19 protein-coding genes are annotated in these 16,029 nt (G+C 64.9%); 14 read left to right on the forward strand and 5 right to left on the reverse strand.

Features of this window, described 5'->3' with window-relative positions; genetic code table 11:
- The first annotated feature begins 73 nt into the window (after window positions 1-73).
- From HNQ66_RS09245 to HNQ66_RS09260, 4 genes are all read left to right on the forward strand, one after another.
- A complete protein-coding gene (locus HNQ66_RS09245) occupies window positions 74-970 on the forward strand; it encodes a LysR family transcriptional regulator VtlR (RefSeq protein ID WP_184143366.1) in 897 nt (298 codons plus the stop codon).
- Between the two features lie 503 nt (window positions 971-1,473).
- Window positions 1,474-1,779 carry an ArsR/SmtB family transcription factor gene (locus tag HNQ66_RS09250; protein ID WP_184143368.1) on the forward strand — a complete coding sequence of 102 codons (306 nt, stop codon included), beginning with the start codon at window positions 1,474-1,476 and terminating at the stop codon, window positions 1,777-1,779.
- Window positions 1,780-1,813: 34 nt separating this feature from the next.
- Complete coding sequence (locus HNQ66_RS09255; RefSeq protein ID WP_184143370.1) at window positions 1,814-2,935, forward strand: alkene reductase; 1,122 nt, start codon at window positions 1,814-1,816, stop codon at window positions 2,933-2,935.
- A 305-nt stretch (window positions 2,936-3,240) separates the two neighbouring features.
- Window positions 3,241-4,335, forward strand: a complete 1,095-nt coding sequence (locus HNQ66_RS09260) for a calcium:cation antiporter (RefSeq protein ID WP_184143372.1) — start codon at window positions 3,241-3,243, stop codon at window positions 4,333-4,335.
- Between the two features lie 6 nt (window positions 4,336-4,341).
- Here HNQ66_RS09260 and HNQ66_RS09265 read toward each other — a convergent pair whose 3' ends face one another.
- Together HNQ66_RS09265 and HNQ66_RS09270 are read right to left on the reverse strand one after the other, a co-directional pair.
- Window positions 4,342-4,575 carry a hypothetical protein gene (locus tag HNQ66_RS09265; protein ID WP_184143374.1) on the reverse strand — a complete coding sequence of 78 codons (234 nt, stop codon included), beginning with the start codon at window positions 4,573-4,575 and terminating at the stop codon, window positions 4,342-4,344.
- A gap of 266 nt (window positions 4,576-4,841) precedes the next feature.
- Window positions 4,842-6,044, reverse strand: a complete 1,203-nt coding sequence (locus HNQ66_RS09270; protein WP_184143376.1) for a pyridoxal phosphate-dependent aminotransferase — start codon at window positions 6,042-6,044, stop codon at window positions 4,842-4,844.
- A gap of 313 nt (window positions 6,045-6,357) precedes the next feature.
- Here HNQ66_RS09270 and HNQ66_RS09275 point away from each other — a divergent pair, with 313 nt between their 5' ends.
- From HNQ66_RS09275 to HNQ66_RS09300, 6 genes are all read left to right on the forward strand, one after another.
- The gene (locus tag HNQ66_RS09275; RefSeq protein ID WP_184143378.1) at window positions 6,358-7,266 is read left to right on the forward strand and encodes an EAL domain-containing protein; all 909 of its coding nucleotides are present in this window, start codon (window positions 6,358-6,360) and stop codon (window positions 7,264-7,266) included.
- A 171-nt stretch (window positions 7,267-7,437) separates the two neighbouring features.
- Window positions 7,438-7,626, forward strand: coding sequence for a hypothetical protein (locus tag HNQ66_RS09280; RefSeq protein ID WP_184143380.1), 189 nt, complete (start codon window positions 7,438-7,440; stop codon window positions 7,624-7,626).
- 72 nt (window positions 7,627-7,698) lie between these two features.
- On the forward strand, window positions 7,699-8,868 hold the full coding sequence (locus tag HNQ66_RS09285) for a PQQ-dependent sugar dehydrogenase (protein ID WP_184143382.1): 1,170 nt from the start codon (window positions 7,699-7,701) through the stop codon (window positions 8,866-8,868).
- Window positions 8,869-8,951: 83 nt separating this feature from the next.
- Window positions 8,952-9,854, forward strand: a complete 903-nt coding sequence (locus HNQ66_RS09290) for a DMT family transporter (RefSeq protein ID WP_184143384.1) — start codon at window positions 8,952-8,954, stop codon at window positions 9,852-9,854.
- Window positions 9,855-10,267: 413 nt separating this feature from the next.
- Complete coding sequence (locus HNQ66_RS09295; protein ID WP_064330734.1) at window positions 10,268-10,483, forward strand: cold-shock protein; 216 nt, start codon at window positions 10,268-10,270, stop codon at window positions 10,481-10,483.
- Between the two features lie 133 nt (window positions 10,484-10,616).
- Entirely contained in the window at window positions 10,617-11,042 is a 426-nt protein-coding gene (locus tag HNQ66_RS09300; protein ID WP_184143386.1) for a BA14K family protein, read from the forward strand.
- 238 nt (window positions 11,043-11,280) lie between these two features.
- Here the strand turns inward: HNQ66_RS09300 and HNQ66_RS09305 are convergent, their stop codons facing one another.
- The 3 genes from HNQ66_RS09305 to HNQ66_RS09315 all read right to left on the reverse strand — a co-directional run bounded on the left by HNQ66_RS09305 (window position 11,281) and on the right by HNQ66_RS09315 (window position 12,796).
- Window positions 11,281-11,922, reverse strand: a complete 642-nt coding sequence (locus HNQ66_RS09305) for an MBL fold metallo-hydrolase (protein ID WP_184143847.1) — start codon at window positions 11,920-11,922, stop codon at window positions 11,281-11,283.
- 76 nt (window positions 11,923-11,998) lie between these two features.
- Window positions 11,999-12,163 (reverse strand): hypothetical protein, encoded by a 165-nt coding sequence (locus tag HNQ66_RS09310; protein ID WP_184143388.1) that lies wholly within the window; start codon window positions 12,161-12,163, stop codon window positions 11,999-12,001.
- A 132-nt stretch (window positions 12,164-12,295) separates the two neighbouring features.
- Window positions 12,296-12,796 (reverse strand): Lrp/AsnC family transcriptional regulator, encoded by a 501-nt coding sequence (locus HNQ66_RS09315; protein WP_184143390.1) that lies wholly within the window; start codon window positions 12,794-12,796, stop codon window positions 12,296-12,298.
- Window positions 12,797-12,883: 87 nt separating this feature from the next.
- On the opposite strand from HNQ66_RS09315, the gene hppD reads away from it, so the two are divergent.
- The 4 genes from hppD to HNQ66_RS09335 all read left to right on the forward strand — a co-directional run bounded on the left by hppD (window position 12,884) and on the right by HNQ66_RS09335 (window position 15,915).
- Entirely contained in the window at window positions 12,884-13,987 is a 1,104-nt protein-coding gene (gene hppD, locus HNQ66_RS09320) for a 4-hydroxyphenylpyruvate dioxygenase (protein WP_184143392.1), read from the forward strand.
- Window positions 13,988-14,225: 238 nt separating this feature from the next.
- The gene (locus HNQ66_RS09325) at window positions 14,226-14,489 is read left to right on the forward strand and encodes a hypothetical protein (RefSeq protein ID WP_184143394.1); all 264 of its coding nucleotides are present in this window, start codon (window positions 14,226-14,228) and stop codon (window positions 14,487-14,489) included.
- 221 nt (window positions 14,490-14,710) lie between these two features.
- Complete coding sequence (locus HNQ66_RS09330) at window positions 14,711-15,187, forward strand: MarR family winged helix-turn-helix transcriptional regulator (protein ID WP_246434265.1); 477 nt, start codon at window positions 14,711-14,713, stop codon at window positions 15,185-15,187.
- Window positions 15,188-15,207: 20 nt separating this feature from the next.
- A complete protein-coding gene (locus HNQ66_RS09335; protein WP_184143396.1) occupies window positions 15,208-15,915 on the forward strand; it encodes a response regulator in 708 nt (235 codons plus the stop codon).
- Window positions 15,916-16,029 lie beyond the last annotated feature (114 nt).

Below are 16,029 nucleotides of genomic sequence, written 5' to 3' on the forward strand. Positions count from 1 at the left end.
GTGTGGGAACAGTTCAATCAGCGACCGGGCGGGAAGCGTGCGCTCCCCGCCTCACAGACATATGGGGGATAGAATGGCGCTCGACTGGGACAAGCTGCGGATTTTCCACGCCGCGGCCGAGGCCGGCTCCTTCACGCATGCGGCCGACAAGCTGCACCTTTCGCAATCGGCCATCAGCCGCCAGGTGAGCGCCCTGGAGCAGGATGTCGGCATCAAGCTGTTCCACCGCCATGCCCGCGGCCTCATCCTCACCGAGCAGGGCGAAATCCTCTACCGCACCGCGCACGACGTGCTGATGAAGCTCGAAAGCGTGCGCGTGCAGCTCACGGAGAACACCGAGAAGCCGAGCGGCAAGCTGCGCATCACCACCACGGTCGGCCTCGGCCAGGGCTGGCTGACCGACAAGGTGCAGGAATTCCTCGCGCTCTATCCCGACATGCAGGTGCAGCTCATCCTCGACAACGAGGAGCTGGACGTGAACATGCGCCATGCCGACTGCGCCATCCGCCTGCGCGAGCCGCAGCAGTCCGACCTCATCCAGCGCCGGCTCTTCACCGTGCACATGCACATCTACGCCGCGCCCTCCTACATCAACCGCTACGGCGAGCCGCAGTCCATCGACGACCTCGACGGCCACAAGATCATCACCTTCGGGGAGCCGGCGCCGAGCTACCTGCTCGACGTCAACTGGCTGGAGATCGCCGGACGCGATTCCGACAATCCCCGCCCCTCGGTGCTGCAGATCAACAGCCAGACCTCGATCAAGCGGGCCTGCCTACTCGGCATCGGCATCGCGATGCTGCCGGACTATATTGTCGGGCGCGATCCGGGACTTATCCAGCTCCCCGTCAGCGCCGACATTCCTTCGTTCGATACCTATTTCTGCTATCCCGGCGAGATGAAGAACTCGGCGAAACTGAAGGTCTTCCGCGACTTCATCGTCGCCAAGGCACGCAACTGGAACTTCTGACGGGCGGCTTTGCACAGTCCTGCGCCATGCGCATGGCTGGCATGCGCATTAAATGATTGCCATATGCCCGCGAAAGCATCATATCGCCCGCAGCTGATGCATTTTGGTGGCTTTTTCCTCCCAGTGCCACCGCAGCAGCTGTTCCCCTCTGGAGGTTTTATTACCTTCAAAACTATAAAGGGCCCAAGTTGATCTTGCGGCCCTCTTTTTTTGCCTTCCGTTGACCGGAACGAAATTTTCACCATTCCGGCAAAACACGGCAAACCCATCCCTTGAAGACACGCCCTTGCTTGCCCATATCTAGGACAGCCAGCGCAGTGCGGTCTTTCTCCTCCCAGTGCCGCGCGTTGGCTGTTCCCCTCTGGAGGTTCTTTAGCCTTCAACCTAGCAGGGCCCAGGCTTTCGCTTGTGGCCCTCTTTTTTTGCCCATGCCCCTTGCATCGGCAAGCGTCGATCCCAATATCGCTATCTAACGATATACTCATCGCCGGATCACGATAAACATGAGCCCGACCGACACCGACGAAATCCTCAAAGCCCTCGCCCATCCCAGGCGGATGGAAATCCTCGCCTGGCTGAAGGAGCCCGAGCGGCATTTCGCCGGTCAGGAGCATCCCCTGGAATTCGGCGTGTGCGCCGGACAGATCGAAAAGCGCTGCGACCTCTCGCAGTCGACCGTTTCCGCCCATCTCGCCACCCTCCAGCGCGCCGGCCTCGTGACGACGCGCAAGGTCGGCCAATGGGTGTTCTTCAAGCGTGACGAGGAAGCGATCGCCGCCTTCCTCCAGCACATCAACGGCGCCCTCTAGGCGCCCCTCCTCCCAGCCAGAAGAAGGACCATCCATGACCTCGCTCTTCGATCCCATCGTCATCGGCGACATCCAGCTCGCCAACCGCATCGTCATGGCGCCGCTGACGCGCAACCGCTCCCCGGGCGCCGTGCCGAACACGCTGAACGCCGCCTATTACGAGCAACGCGCCTCGGCCGGCCTCATCATCACGGAAGGCACGCCCATCACCCAGCAGGGCCAGGGCTATGCCGACGTGCCGGGCCTCTATACGCCGGAAGCGCTCGCCGGCTGGAAGCAGGTCACAGACGCCGTCCACAGGGCCGGCGGCAAGATCGTCACGCAGATGTGGCATGTCGGCCGCATCTCGCACGAGAGCCTGCAGCCGAACGGCGGCAAGCCGGTCGCCCCGTCCGCCATCCGCGCCCAGTCCAAGACCTACCTCATCAACGCCGACGGCAGCGGCGCCTTCGCGGAAACCTCCGAGCCCCGCGCCCTCGAGCGTGACGAGCTTGCCGGTATCGTCGGGGATTACCGCCGCGCCGCCCGCGCCGCCATCGAGGCCGGCTTCGACGGCATCGAGATCCACGCCGCCAACGGCTACCTCATCGACCAGTTCCTGCGCTCGGGCAGCAACCGGCGCACCGACGACTACGGCGGCTCCATCGAGAACCGCGCCCGCTTCCTCTTCGAGGTCGTCGAGGCGATCACGAAGGAAATCGGCGCCGGCCGCACGGCGATCCGCATCTCGCCCGTCACGCCCGCCAACGACGCCTTCGACCCCGATCCGCAGCCGCTCTTTACCCATGTGGTCGAGGGCCTTGCCCGCTACGGCCTTTCCTATGTCCACGTCATCGAAGGCGCGACGGGCGGGCCCCGCGACTACCAGCAGGGCGACAAGCCCTTCGACTATGCCGCCCTTCACGCCGCCTATCGCGCGGCCGGCGGCAAGGCGGGCTGGATGGTCAACAACGGCTACGACCGAGACCTCGCCCTCGATGCCGTTTCCAGCGGCAGGGCCGACCTCGTCGCCTTCGGCAAGCTCTTCATCGCCAACCCCGACCTGGTGAAGCGCCTGAAGGAGGACCTGCCGCTCAACACGCCGGACAAGGACACCTTCTACGGCGGCGGCGCCAAGGGCTATACCGACTATCCGGCGCTGGAGAATGTGGCCTGAGAGCACATCTCAAGGCGGGCATTGCAACACCCCCCTCTGCCCTGCCGGGCATCTCCCCCACAAGGGGGGAGATTGGATGGGGGAACGTCTCGCCCTTCGTAGACGTCGCAGATTGAGCAAGCACATGCCCCTTGCCGATCTCCCCCCCTGTGGGGGAGATGCCCGGTAGGGCAGAGGGGGGTGTTGCGGCATACTCGGCCTCGACATCACAAAACGCCCGCGGATTTCTGTTCCGCGGGCGTTTCCTTTTCACCAGCCTCGGCTACATCTAGCCTAACTGCACCTGCCGAGGAGTCCCGCCGCCCATGCTGTCCAGCCTGCTGAAGGAACGTTTCCTGTTCATCGGCCTTGCCGTCGCGGTCATCGCTTACGCGAGCGAGCACACCCTTCTGGACATGGGCCGGCTGCCGGTGCTGATTGCCGCCTTCGCGCTCATCGTGGCGATCATCCTCGTCTCCACCCGCATTGCCCACCATGCCGAGATCCTCGCCTCGAAGGTCGGCGATCCCTACGGCACGATGATCCTGACGCTGTCGGCGGTGATGGTGGAGGTCGTCGTGCTTGCCATCATGATGCAGGGCGAGACCTCGCCGACGCTGGTGCGCGACACGATCTACGCGGCCGTGATGCTGGACATCAACGGCATCCTCGGCCTTGCCGCCCTTCTCGGCGGCATCCGCCACGGCGAGCAGCCCTACAACGACGATTCGGGCAAGACCTACGGCGTGATGATCCTGACGGCCATGGGCATTTCCATGGTGGTGCCGGAATTCGTGCCGCGCGAGAGCTGGCACCTCTACTCCGCCTTCACCATCGGCGCGATGATTGCGCTCTATGCCCTGTTCCTGCGCATGCAGGTGGGCGCGCACAGCTATTTCTTCAGCTACGCCTATCCGCGCGCCGAGCGCAGGGAGGGCCTGCCGAGCAAGGCGCCGGAGGAGAACGAGCCGGCCACCCTTTCCATCGTCGTCATCGTCGTGGGCGTGGTGCTGATCGGTACGCTCGCCGAAGCGATGTCCGTGCTGCTGACGGCGGGCCTCAAGGGCTCGGGCGCACCGCAGGCGCTGATGGCCGTCGTCGTCGCCGCCATCTCGGCCGCGCCGGAAATCCTGACGGCGCTGCGGGCGGCGCTCGCCAACCGCATGCAGTCGGTCGTCAACATCGCCATGGGCGCCTCGCTCTCCACCGTCATCCTCACGGTGCCGGTGATGGAGGCGATCGCCCTCTACACGGGCCAACCCTTCGTCATGGCCATGTCGCCGACCCAGACGGTGATGGTGACGATCACGCTGATCGCCGCCGCCATCAACCTCAACGACGGCGAGACGAACGCCATCGAGGGCATGACGCATTTCATCCTCTTCGCCACCTTCGTCATGCTGACGCTGATCGGGCTGTGAGGACGGTCAGGGGCGTTCGATGCCCCGGTAGTATTCGCCGGGACCGTTGCGCATGGTGCGGTACTTTTCCGGGTTGTGGAAGAAATAGTCCCAGACCGTCATCATGGTCGGATGCTCGCCGACGACGACCTTGCCGTGCGACGCCTTCTCGCTCCGCTCGTCGTAGCGGTCCGCAGCAAGCGCGGACGTCGCGGCAGCCAGCGCCAGCAGGGCGGCGAGAAAAAGGGATGTGGCTTTCATGATGCTGCTCCGGTGTTTCCGTATCGCTTCCTTATATCGGTGACGAAGGCGAAAATTTCACCGATCGACGGGAAAAAAGCATCGCACGATGACGCCCATGCCACGCCCTCTCCTCCGTCATGCTCGAGCTTGACCCGAGCATCCATTCCCCGCCGCAGGGGACGCGTGGAACCTCGGCTCAAGGCCGAGGATGACGCAGAGCGTGGGGCAGGCGCGGCAAAAAACCCGCCGTCTCCGGCGGGTTTCTCATTGCGAAGCGAAATGGCTTACTTGCAGGCCGCGCAGAAGCGCTGGATGCGCTTGCAGGCTTCTTCGAGCTGGGCTTCCGAGGTCGCGTAGGAGATGCGGAAGTTCGGGCCGAGGCCGAAGGCCGAGCCGTGCACGACGGCGACGCCCTCGGTTTCCAGCAGCTCGGAGACAAAATCCTCGTCCGTCTCGATGACCTTGCCCGAAGGCGCGGTCTTGCCGATCAGCCCCTTGCAGGACGGATAGACGTAGAAGGCGCCTTCCGGCGACGGGCACTCGATGCCCTTCGCCTGGTTGAGCATGGAGACGACGAGGTCGCGGCGGCCCTCGAAGATCTTCTTGTTTTCCGGGATGAAGGCCTGCGTGCCGTTCAGCGCCTCGACGGCAGCCCACTGGGCAATCGAGCAGGCGCCGGACGTCTGCTGGCCCTGGATCATGTCCATGGCCTTGATCAGCGCGAGGGGACCTGCCGCATAGCCGATGCGCCAGCCGGTCATCGCATAGGCCTTGGAGACGCCGTTCATCGTCAGCGTGCGGTCGTAGAGGCCGGGCTCGACCTCCACCGGCGTCGCGAACTTGAAGTCGCCGTAGGTCAGGTGCTCGTACATGTCGTCCGTCAGCACCCAGACCTGCGGATGGCGCATCAGCACGTCCGTCAGCGCCTTCAGCTCGTCATGGCTGTAGGCCGCGCCCGAGGGGTTGGACGGCGAGTTGAAGATGAACCACTTGGTCTTCGGCGTGATCGCCTTTTCAAGGTCTTCAGCCTTCAGCTTGAACTTGTTTTCCTGCGTGGTGGCGACGAAGACCGGCGTGCCGCCGCACAGCGACACCATCTCGGGATAGGACACCCAGTAAGGTGTCGGGACAACGACTTCATCGCCCGCATTCAGCGTGGCCATGAAGGCGTTGAAAAGAATCTGCTTTCCACCCGTGCCGACAATCGTCTGGGCGGGCGTGTAGTCGAGGTTGTTCTCGCGCTTGAACTTCTTGACGATGGCCTCGCGCAGCTCCGGGATGCCGGAGACGGGCGTGTACTTCGTCTCGCCGCGGTTGATCGCCTCGATGGCGGCCTGCTTGATGTTGTCCGGCGTGTCGAAGTCCGGCTCGCCCGCGCCAAGCCCGATGACGTCGCGGCCTTTCGCTTTGAGTTCGCGCGCCTTCTGCGAGACGGCGATGGTGGCGGAGGGCTTCACGCGGGAAAGGGCGTCGGCAAGAAAGGCCATGATGCAATGTCCTCATCGGGTTCAAAGGCGGCTGGACGCCATGGACCCGGAGCGCCGGGCTCCATAGCGGTTAGGTCTATGTCGAATGTGGGCCTGTCTTGCAAGCGCGAAGGGCGAAAAAAGCGGGAAATGCGGGCGTCCACGCAAAATTTCATGAACGCCATCAGCGATGCGAATGGATCGGCGGCCCCGCACACCAATTGGTTGAGACAGACGAAAACCATCGTGATTTTTACGCGAAAGATTAAACCGGCGTTAACGGATATCACCTATCCTTCTGCCGTCGACATCGTTCCAGCGGGTGGTGCGCTGCATGAGCGAGAAAAGCATCTTCTCCAATCTCGTCCGCCAGCCCGATGGCGCGTTCAGCGCGGCCTACGGCGCCTATCGTCTGCAATCGGCCCTGCAGCCGATCTTCATCGAGCGCCCGGACGGCGCCCTCGGCATCGCCGCCTTCAAGGGGCTCGTGCGGGCGGGCATGGGCGACATGCCCTGCTCGCCGGCGGAATTCTTCCAGGAGGTGCCGGAGGAAGAGCGCGCGGCGGTGGACGGCCTCTGCCGGAGCCTGCACATCCTCAATGCCGGCCCGCTCGCCCGGCCGGATACGGCCCTCATCGTCAACATGCAGGCGGGCCTGCACCTGACGGCGCAGGCGATGCGGCAGGAGATGGAGCGCCTGCGCCTTGCCGCCCACGAGGCCGGCATGGCGCCGGAGCGCATCGCCTGCGAGATCCGCGAGCACCCGGGCGATTCCCCCGAAGACCTTGCCCGCCTTGCCGCGCGCCTGCACGAGGCCGGCTTTTCCGTCGCCATCGACGAGTATACCGGCGATGACCGCGACCTCGACCGCATGGAACGGCTGAAACCGCAATTCGTGACCTTCGACACGGCCTGGCTGCGCGGTTTTGCGGAAAACTCCGCCGGCCTTGCGCTCCTTCGCGTCGTCGTCGGCCAGTTCGCGCAGAAAGGCATCCGCGCCATCGTCGCCGGCATCGAGGATCAGCAGACCATCTCCCTTTGCCGCGGCATGGGCGGCCCGCTGATGCAGGGCTATCTCCTCGCGCGGCCGGAACTCGCCCCGACGGGCTTTGCCGCCGCCTTTCCCGAGCCCGCCGGCGAGCCTGCGCCGGCCTCCGGCGAGGCCCTGCCGGCCGGCGGCGTCATGCCCCTCGAAAGCCGCATCGCAAGACCCCTCCGCCAGTTCGGCAAACGAGGCGTCTAGAACGAGCGGGGAACGGTCTATTCGGCGGAAGACGCTGAAAACCATGCTTTTTCGCCCTGCCATCTTTTCGCCGCAATAAATGTCGGGCCTTGCCGCAATTCCGTCCTTGTCGTGCCGATTTCGGCGGGCCTTTTGGCTGTCGTAGCGAGGACGAAAGCACGGGGGACGACGATGTTTCTGGATGACGACAAGATCGGCAGGAAGCCCAAGGCACGGGAGTCGCGCGCCCTGTTCCTGATGGCCATGATGGCGCTGGCCGCCTGCGTGGCGATGGTCGTCGGCCTCATGTCGCCGCCCGCCATCGCGGTCGATACGATCCAGACCTCCGGCATCCAGCAGACGGTGCCGGCGCAAAAGTAATGCCCGCTGCCGCCCGCCGCTCTTGAAAGCGCCCGCGACCTGGGCCAGTTAACGGCGGGACGGGAGACAGCGATGCGCCACAGCAAGCATTTGAACGGGATCATCACGGGCACGGCAGCAGCCGGCCTTGCCGCCCTCCTCTCCGCCGCCTCGCCCGCTTCGGCGGAACCCCGCGAATTCTCCAGCAAGAAGGCGCCGCTCTCCGTGGAAACGGTGGTGGAAGGCCTCGACCAGCCCTGGTCGGTCGAGGTGCTGCCGGACGGCCGCTACATCGTCTCGGAAAAGGGCGGCACGCTGCGCATCGTTTCCGGCGGCAAGCTCTCCGCTCCCATCCGCGGCGTGCCGGAAGTGGCGACCAACGGCCAGGGCGGCCTTCTCGACATCGCCCTCGCCCCCGATTTTACAACGAGCCGCACGCTCTACCTCACCTATGCCGCCCGCGGCGAAGGCGGCGAGGGCACGGCCGTCGCAAGGGCGCGCCTTTCCGACGACGGCACCGCGCTGGAAGACACGACGCGCATCTTCCTGATGAACGGCCTGACGGCGAGCGACCATCACTTCGGCTCGCGCATCGCGATCGCAAAGGACGGCAGCCTGTTCTTCGGCATCGGCGACCGCGGCGAGGACATGCGCGCGCAGGACCCGCGCGACGATGCCGGCTCCATCCTGCACATCAACCCGGACGGCAGCCCGCACGCCCGCAATCCGTTCCTCGGCACCTCGGACGGGCGGCCGGAAATCTGGTCGAAGGGCCACCGCAACCCGCAGGGCCTCACCATCGACCCGAAGGACGGCACGCTGATCTCCGTCGAGCACGGCGCGCGCGGCGGCGACGAGGTGAACCTGCCGCAGCCGGGCAGGAACTACGGCTGGCCGCTGGTCTCCTACGGCCGGCATTATTCCGGCGCGGAATTCGACCTCGGCTCGTCCGCCAGGGGCTACGAGCAGCCGCTTTATTATTGGGACCCTTCCATCGCGCCAAGCGCCATCGCGGTCTATCACGGCGCGATGTTCCCCGAATGGGACGGCAACCTCATCGTGACTGCCCTGAAATACCAGCTCGTCGCCCGGCTGGAGCGCGACGAGAGCGGGGCGGTCGTCGCCGAGGAACGGCTGTTCGACGGCGAGTTCGGCCGCCTGCGCGATGTCGTCGTGGCGCCCGACGGCGCGCTGCTGCTCCTCGTCGACGGCGAGGACGGCGCGCTGCTGCGGGTCTCCCGCACCGCCGCCACGACGGATTAGGACCGGCTTGCCTTGCAACGGCCGCCCTGCTAGCACGAAGCAAGGCGCGACCGCGCCGGTTTCCTCCATCCGGGACGATAGGCATGACGCGCGTTCAGGCGAACCTTCTGCTGTTGCTGGCCGGCGCCATCTGGGGCGCGGGCTTCATCGCGCAGTCGACGGCGATGGATGCGCTGGGGCCGATCTGGTTCATCGGCCTGCGCTTCGCCATGGCGACCGTCGTCGCCCTGCCCTTCGCGCTCTGGGAGAAAGCCCGCGCCACCGGCCCCGTCCGGCGGGCCGATATCGGCGGCTTCGTCGTCACGGGCATCGCGCTCTTTGCCGCCGCCGCCTTCCAGCAGGTGGGGCTTCTCACCACCACCGTCACCAATTCGGGCTTCCTTACCGGGCTCTACGTCGTCTTCACGCCGATCCTCACCGTGCTGGTGCTGCGCCGGCTGCCGCACTGGATCGTCTGGCCCGCCGCCTTCATGGCCTGCCTCGGCATCTTCCTGCTTTCGGGCGGCACGCTCGCCGCCCTGACGGTCGGGGATTTCCTCACCATCGTCTGCGCGCTGCTCTGGTCCGTGCAGATGATCTGCGTCGGCGTCTTCGGCGGCCGCTCGGGCCGGCCGCTGGGGCTTTCCGTCGTGCAGTTCGCCGTCTGCGCCGTGCTCGGCTGCGTGGCCGGGGCCCTCTTCGAGCCCATCAGCCTTGCGGCGATCAAGGGCGCGCTGCCGGAAATCCTCTATGCCGGCCTCTTCTCCAGCGGCCTTGCCTTCATCTTCCAGAACGTCGCCCAGCGCTACACGACCGCCCCGCAGGCGGCCATCTTCCTGTCCAGCGAGGCGCTGTTCGCCGCCCTTTTCGGCGTGCTCCTGCTCGGCGAGACGATCAGCCCGGCCGGCTATGCCGGCTGCGCCATCATCTTCCTCGCCATGCTGGCCGTGGAACTGGTGCCGGAACTCCTGCGCGGTCGCAGGCAGGGCGCTTCCGTCGAAGTATGACGGCGACTGCCGGCGCCACCCTTCTTTCGCATCGCAATATAAATCATACCATAACCTCAAGAAACCCGGCGAATGCTGCGGGTTTTTTCGGCAATCGCCCGCAATTTGACCAAAGTGAGGCGTGTGGAAGAGCTTGCAAAACTTTTGCTTGCCAATTTGAAGCAAACACATCACTCTTGCGCCGTTCGGGCAATTTGCGAACATGGGAAGACCTTGAATAAAAGCGCGCCGGAGACGCGAAACAATTCCGGGCGGCCAACATCTGGATGGTCCAAGGACCAAGCGGTTGGCTGGCTGCGGTGAAAACAGGACCCTTTCCTCAACCTCGAGAACTGCCTGCCTAACGCCCTTCGGGGCAAAACTGATATGCTGCCCGCCGCCAATATACGGGCAGAGAGAAAAGGACCTGACGCATGGCCGAAACTGGCACCGTAAAATTCTTCAACACCGAGAAGGGCTTCGGCTTCATCAAGCCCGACAACGGTGGTGCGGATATCTTCGTACACATCTCCGCTGTGCAGGCCTCCGGCCTGAACGGCCTTTCCGAGAACCAGAAGGTAAGCTTCGACACGGAACCCGATCGCCGCGGCAAGGGCCCGAAGGCGGTCAACCTGCAGATCGCCGGCTGACCGGCGCTTTCAGGATTTCAAGTTGGAGCCCGGCAGAGATGCCGGGTTTTTTCGTTCAGCCTCCATTCAGCCTCGTTCTCCTAGTTTGATGACGTCATCGACCGGCATGAGCCGGATTTAAAGGAACGACGTCATGAACAAAGTCATCAAGACACTCGTGCTGTCCGCTGCCGTCGCCGCGACGACGCTCACCGCCACGGCCGGCGTCGTCGAAGCGCGCGACCGCCACGGCTACTGGCGCGACGGCGGCGACTATCGCCCCTATCGCCGCCACCACAACCGCGACGCCCTCGTCGGCGGCGCGATCGGCCTTGCCACCGGCATGATCATCGGCGGCGCCATCGCCTCCCAGCCGCGCTACGTCGAACGCCGCGTCTACGTGGAGCCGGAACCCGAATACTACCCCGAGCGCCGCGTGATCTACCGCCCGGCCCCGAGCTACGAGCCCTGGACGCAGTCCTGGTACGATTACTGCTCGCAGCGCTACCGCACGTTCAACCCGAACAGCGGCACCTTCGTCGGCTACGACGGCCGCGAGCACTTCTGCACCGCCGGCTGACAGCGGGACGGCATGAAATGAAAAAGGCGGGTGCTGAGAGGCACCCGCCTTTTTGTTGCCCTGGAGAGGATTGCCCCTCATCCCGCTACCGCGACCTTCTCCCCGCAAGCGGGGAGAAGGAATATGCCGCGCCGGTTTCCTCAAGCAATCCGGTTCCTGGGGCAAGTCCCCTCTCCCCGCCTGCGGGGAGAGGGTTAGGGTGAGGGGCAAAGCCGCCTGCCGGCACGTCGGTAAAAAATCAAAGCCCGCGCAAATACGGATTGCTGCGCCGCTCTTCGCCGATCCTTCCTCCCGGTCCGTGGCCGCAGAGGAAGCCGACCTCGTCGCCGAGCGGGAGCACCTTGTCGCGGATCGAATCCAGGAGTTGCTGGTGGTTGCCGCCGGGCAGGTCCGTGCGGCCGATGGAGCCCTGGAAAAGCACATCGCCGAGATGGGCGAAGCCCTGCTTGCGGTTGAAGTAGATCACATGCCCCGGCGCATGGCCCGGCGTGTGGTAGACCTCGAAGTCGTGATCGCCGAAGGAGACGGTGTCGCCGTCCTCCAGCCAGCGGTCCGGTACCACGTTGGCGACCTTCATCGGCACGCCGAACATCGAAGCCTGCGCCTCCAGCCGCTGGAGCAGCGAAAGGTCGTCCTTGTGGGGGCCGACGATGTCGACGCCGAGCGCCTCCTTCAGTTCCTTCGCGCCGCCGGCATGGTCGATATGGCCGTGCGTCAGCCAGATCGCCTTCACGGTGATGCCGTTGTTCTTCAGCGTCTCCAGGATCGTGTCGACGTCGCCGCCGGGATCGACGACCACGCCTTCCTTCGTTTCGCTGTCGAAGAGAATGGTGCAGTTCTGCTGGAAGGGGGTGACGGGAATGATGCCCGCCTGAAGCATGCCCATGGGGCCCTCGCTCGGTTGCCGCTCGTTTCCTCCCTATAGCCGCAAGCGTGGGCTGGCACCAAGCCTGAAGTCAGCGCAGGCTCGCCATTTCCGAGGCGGGGCCGGTGGCGAAGGTCGGCGAGACGGTGGAAAAGAGCAGCGCCGCGACCGCGATGTTGAGCGCGGCATAGAGATAGACCACCGGGCGGAGCCGGGCGGCAACAGGGTTCTGCGGCTTTTCGGGTTCGGGGCGCATCGTCGGTTCCCTTCGGTTTCGGCCGTCGCGGCCTTTCCTCGTTGTCGTTCGGTTGTACAACGGCGCGGGATTCCCTCCTGTTCCGCGGGGAACACGCGCGGAGCGGGAAGTGTTGCGCCGGCGCCACAGGGTTCAGAGCGGCAGCGCCGTCGTCTCCTTCAGCGTATCGAGCACGATGGCGGTCTTCACATGCGAGACGGATTCGTGCGGCAGCAGCACGTCGTTGACGAAGGCCGAGAGCGCCTTGAGGTTCGGCACGACGACCTTGATGATGTAGTCCATCTCCCCCGTCAGCGAATAGGCTTCCAGCACCTCCGGCAGGCGGGAGATGAGCCGCGCGAAGCGCAGCGCATTGTCGCGGTTGTGCGTGGAAAGCGTCACCGTCACCACGATGACGATGCCGAGATCGAGCTTTTCCCGGTCGAGCTCGGCCCTGTAGGCGCGGATGATCCCCTCCTCCTCCAACCGGATGCGCCGGCGCGAGCATTGCGAGGGCGACAGGTTGATGCGCTCGGAAAGCTCGTTGTTCGTCAGGCGCGCATCTTCCTGCAAATGCGCGAGCAGTTTTCGGTCGAAGTCGTCCAGTTGCACGGATTGCCCTCCATTACGCCAATTCACGCACGAACATCGCATGGATTTGCCAAAGCGCAAGCACTATGCATGCACATTGCATGGCAACGGCGCCATACTTGCCTCACATCAATTTCGAGGAGGACGAAGATGGGCCCTTTCCCGCACGACGCACCGCCGGCTGAGATCACCGCGGAGAACCCGGCCGGCACGGACGGCTTCGAGTTCGTCGAGTTCGCCCATCCCGAGCCGGAAAAGCTCGAAGACCTCTTCACCCGCATGGGCTACAGCAAGGTCGCAACGCACCGCAGCAAGGCGATCTCCGTCTGGCGCCAGGGCGACATCAACTATGTGCTGAATGCCGAGCCCGGCTCCCACGCGATGAAGTTCACCGAGGAGCACGGCCCCTGCGCCGCCTCCATGGCCTGGCGCGTGGTCGATGCGAAGCACGCCTTCGAGCATGCCGTCGCCAAGGGCGCGACGCCCTATGAGGGCGACGACAAGGCGCTCGACGTGCCCGCCATCGTCGGCATCGGCGGCTCGCTCCTCTACTTCGTGGAAAAATACGGCGCGAAGGGCTCGGCCTACGATGCCGAGTTCGAATGGACCGGCGCGCGCGATCCCAAGCCCCAGGGCGTCGGCTTCTACTATCTCGACCACCTCACCCACAACGTCTATCGCGGCAACATGGACAAGTGGTGGGACTTCTACCGTGAGCTCTTCGGTTTCCGGCAGATCCACTTCTTCGACATCGACGGCCGCATCACGGGGCTCGTGTCGCGCGCCATCACCTCGCCCTGCGGCAAGATCCGCATTCCGCTGAACGAATCGAAGGACGAGACGAGCCAGATCGTCGAATACCTGAAGAAGTACAAGGGCGAAGGGATCCAGCATATCGCCGTCGGCACGGATGCGATCTACGACGCGACCGACCGCCTTGCCGAAAACGGCCTGAAATTCATGCCCGGCCCGCCGGACAACTACTACGACCGCTCCTATGTGCGCGTCGTCGGCCATGAGGAGCCTGTCGAGCGCATGAAGAAGCACGGCATCCTCATCGACGGCGAGGGCGTCGTCGACGGCGGCATGACGAAGATCCTCCTCCAGATCTTCTCCAGGACCGTGATCGGCCCGATCTTCTTCGAGTTCATCCAGCGGAAGGGCGACGAGGGGTTCGGCGAGGGCAATTTCCGCGCGCTCTTCGAGAGCATCGAGGAAGACCAGATCCGCCGGGGCGTCATCGCAGCAGAATAACAACCGCGGCAACCAAGCCATGCGGGGAAGGAAGAGGCGGCCGCTTGCGGCCGCCTCTTTACGTCGAAGAACCCGGTGCAGCGTGCCTCGGGCCAAATTGACATCTCCCAAAATTATCCGCAGGTTGCAGATGCCGACCTTTCGGCACCGGAGTTGCGGGCTCCAGACCGCGCCCCGGCAGCAAGGCAACCTGTCCGGCCGGGCACTCCTTTCCGGCGGACCATTGGAGGGGAAGTCCATGGAAGCATTGATGCCTATCATCACGCAGCTCATCGCCGGCGCCATCGGGGGCAACGTCGCCGGTGCGGCCCTCAAGCAGGCCGCCGTGAGCGCGATCGTCCGCACCATCGTCGGCGCCATCGGCGGTGTCGGCGGCGGCCTTCTCCTGCAGATGCTCGGCGGTGAAGCCGGCCTCAGCGGCCTCGTTGCCGATGGCATCGGCGGCCTCGTCGGCGGCGGCGTGCTGACCGCCATCGTCGGCGCCGTGCTCGGCAAGAAATAGGCAGCGCCCGTTCGCTGAAAGGGAAAGGCGGCCCGAAAGGCCGCCTTTGTCTTGTGGCGGCGCCCTGTCCCCCCCATTCTTTCAAGTTGATTGTTCCGCCTGTTACGGTCTAACCAGAAAACGGGCAGGATCGCCGCTGGACTGGCGCCATCGGGGACCTGGAACGAAAAAGCACGCGGGGACGGCAGCGCATGAAAGGAAATGACAACGTGGCCCGACAGATGCCGGACAAGAACGGCATGGGCGAGTTGCACGAAGATGCCATGACGGGCGATGGCCGCATCGATTTCGAGATCATCGAAGGCCTGTTCTTCGCCTATCGCGACTTCATTTCCGATCCCGACGCGATCCTGGAAAAGAGCGGCTTCGGCCGCGCGCACCACCGGGTCGTGCACTTCGTCAACCGCGAGCCCGGCATGACGGTCGCCGACCTCCTCGACACGCTGAAGATCACCAAGCAGAGCCTCGCCCGCGTCTTGAAGCAGCTCATCGATTCCGGCTATATCCAGCAGGTGGCCGGCCCCGAGGACCGCCGCCAGCGCAAGCTCTATCCCACGCGCACGGGACGGGAACTGGCGCTCGCGCTCGCAGAGCCGCAATCCCGCCGCATCGCCCGTGCATTCGAGGACATGGATGCGGACGACCGCCGGGCGGTGGTCCGCTTCCTGAGCGGCATGCAGAACGCCAAGAGCGAGTAAGGTTCGAGGAGGCCGAGACGATGACCGCTGCCGGCACGCCCAACGACGACGCATCCCATCTCCTCGTCGTCGACGACGACACCCGCATCCGCGATCTCCTGAACCGCTACCTGAAGGACCAGGGTTTTCGCGTGACCGTCGCGGGCGACGCCGACGAGGCGCGGCGCAAGCTGCGCGGCCTCGATTTCGACCTCATCATCATGGACGTGATGATGCCCGGCGAAAGCGGCCTGTCGCTGACGAAGAGCCTGCGCGAGATCCGCCCCGTGCCCATCCTCATGCTGACGGCGCTCGCCGAATCCAAAGCCCGCATCGAGGGCCTGGAGGCCGGCGCCGACGACTATCTCTCCAAGCCCTTCGAGCCGCGCGAACTGGTGCTGCGCATCAACAACATCCTCAAGCGCAACGCCTCGCCCGCCGCCCCGAAGATCGAGCAGGTCATGTTCGGCCCCTATACCTTCTCCATCGTGCGCAAGGAGCTGAAGCGCGGCGCCGAGCCGATCCGCCTCACCGACCGCGAGCAGGACATCATGCTGCTCTTCGCCCAGCGCGCCGGCGAGACCATTCCGCGCCACGAGCTGATCGGCGAGGAGACCGAGGTCGGCGAACGCACCATCGACGTGCAGATCAACCGCCTGCGCCGAAAGATCGAGGACGACCCCTCCAATCCCGTCTGGCTGCAGACGGTGCGCGGCATCGGCTACCGCCTCAGCGTGGAACAGGGGTGAGCGTGGAGCGGGGCGGCATGCGGGGACACCCCCCTCTGCCCTGCCGGGCATCTCCCCCACAAGGGGGGAGATTGATCGTGACACCGCCTTGCCCCAAGCCGATCTCCCCCCTTG

Origin of the sequence: Shinella fusca, assembly GCF_014203155.1 — a bacterium.
Classification (GTDB): Bacteria; Pseudomonadota; Alphaproteobacteria; order Rhizobiales; family Rhizobiaceae; genus Shinella; species Shinella fusca.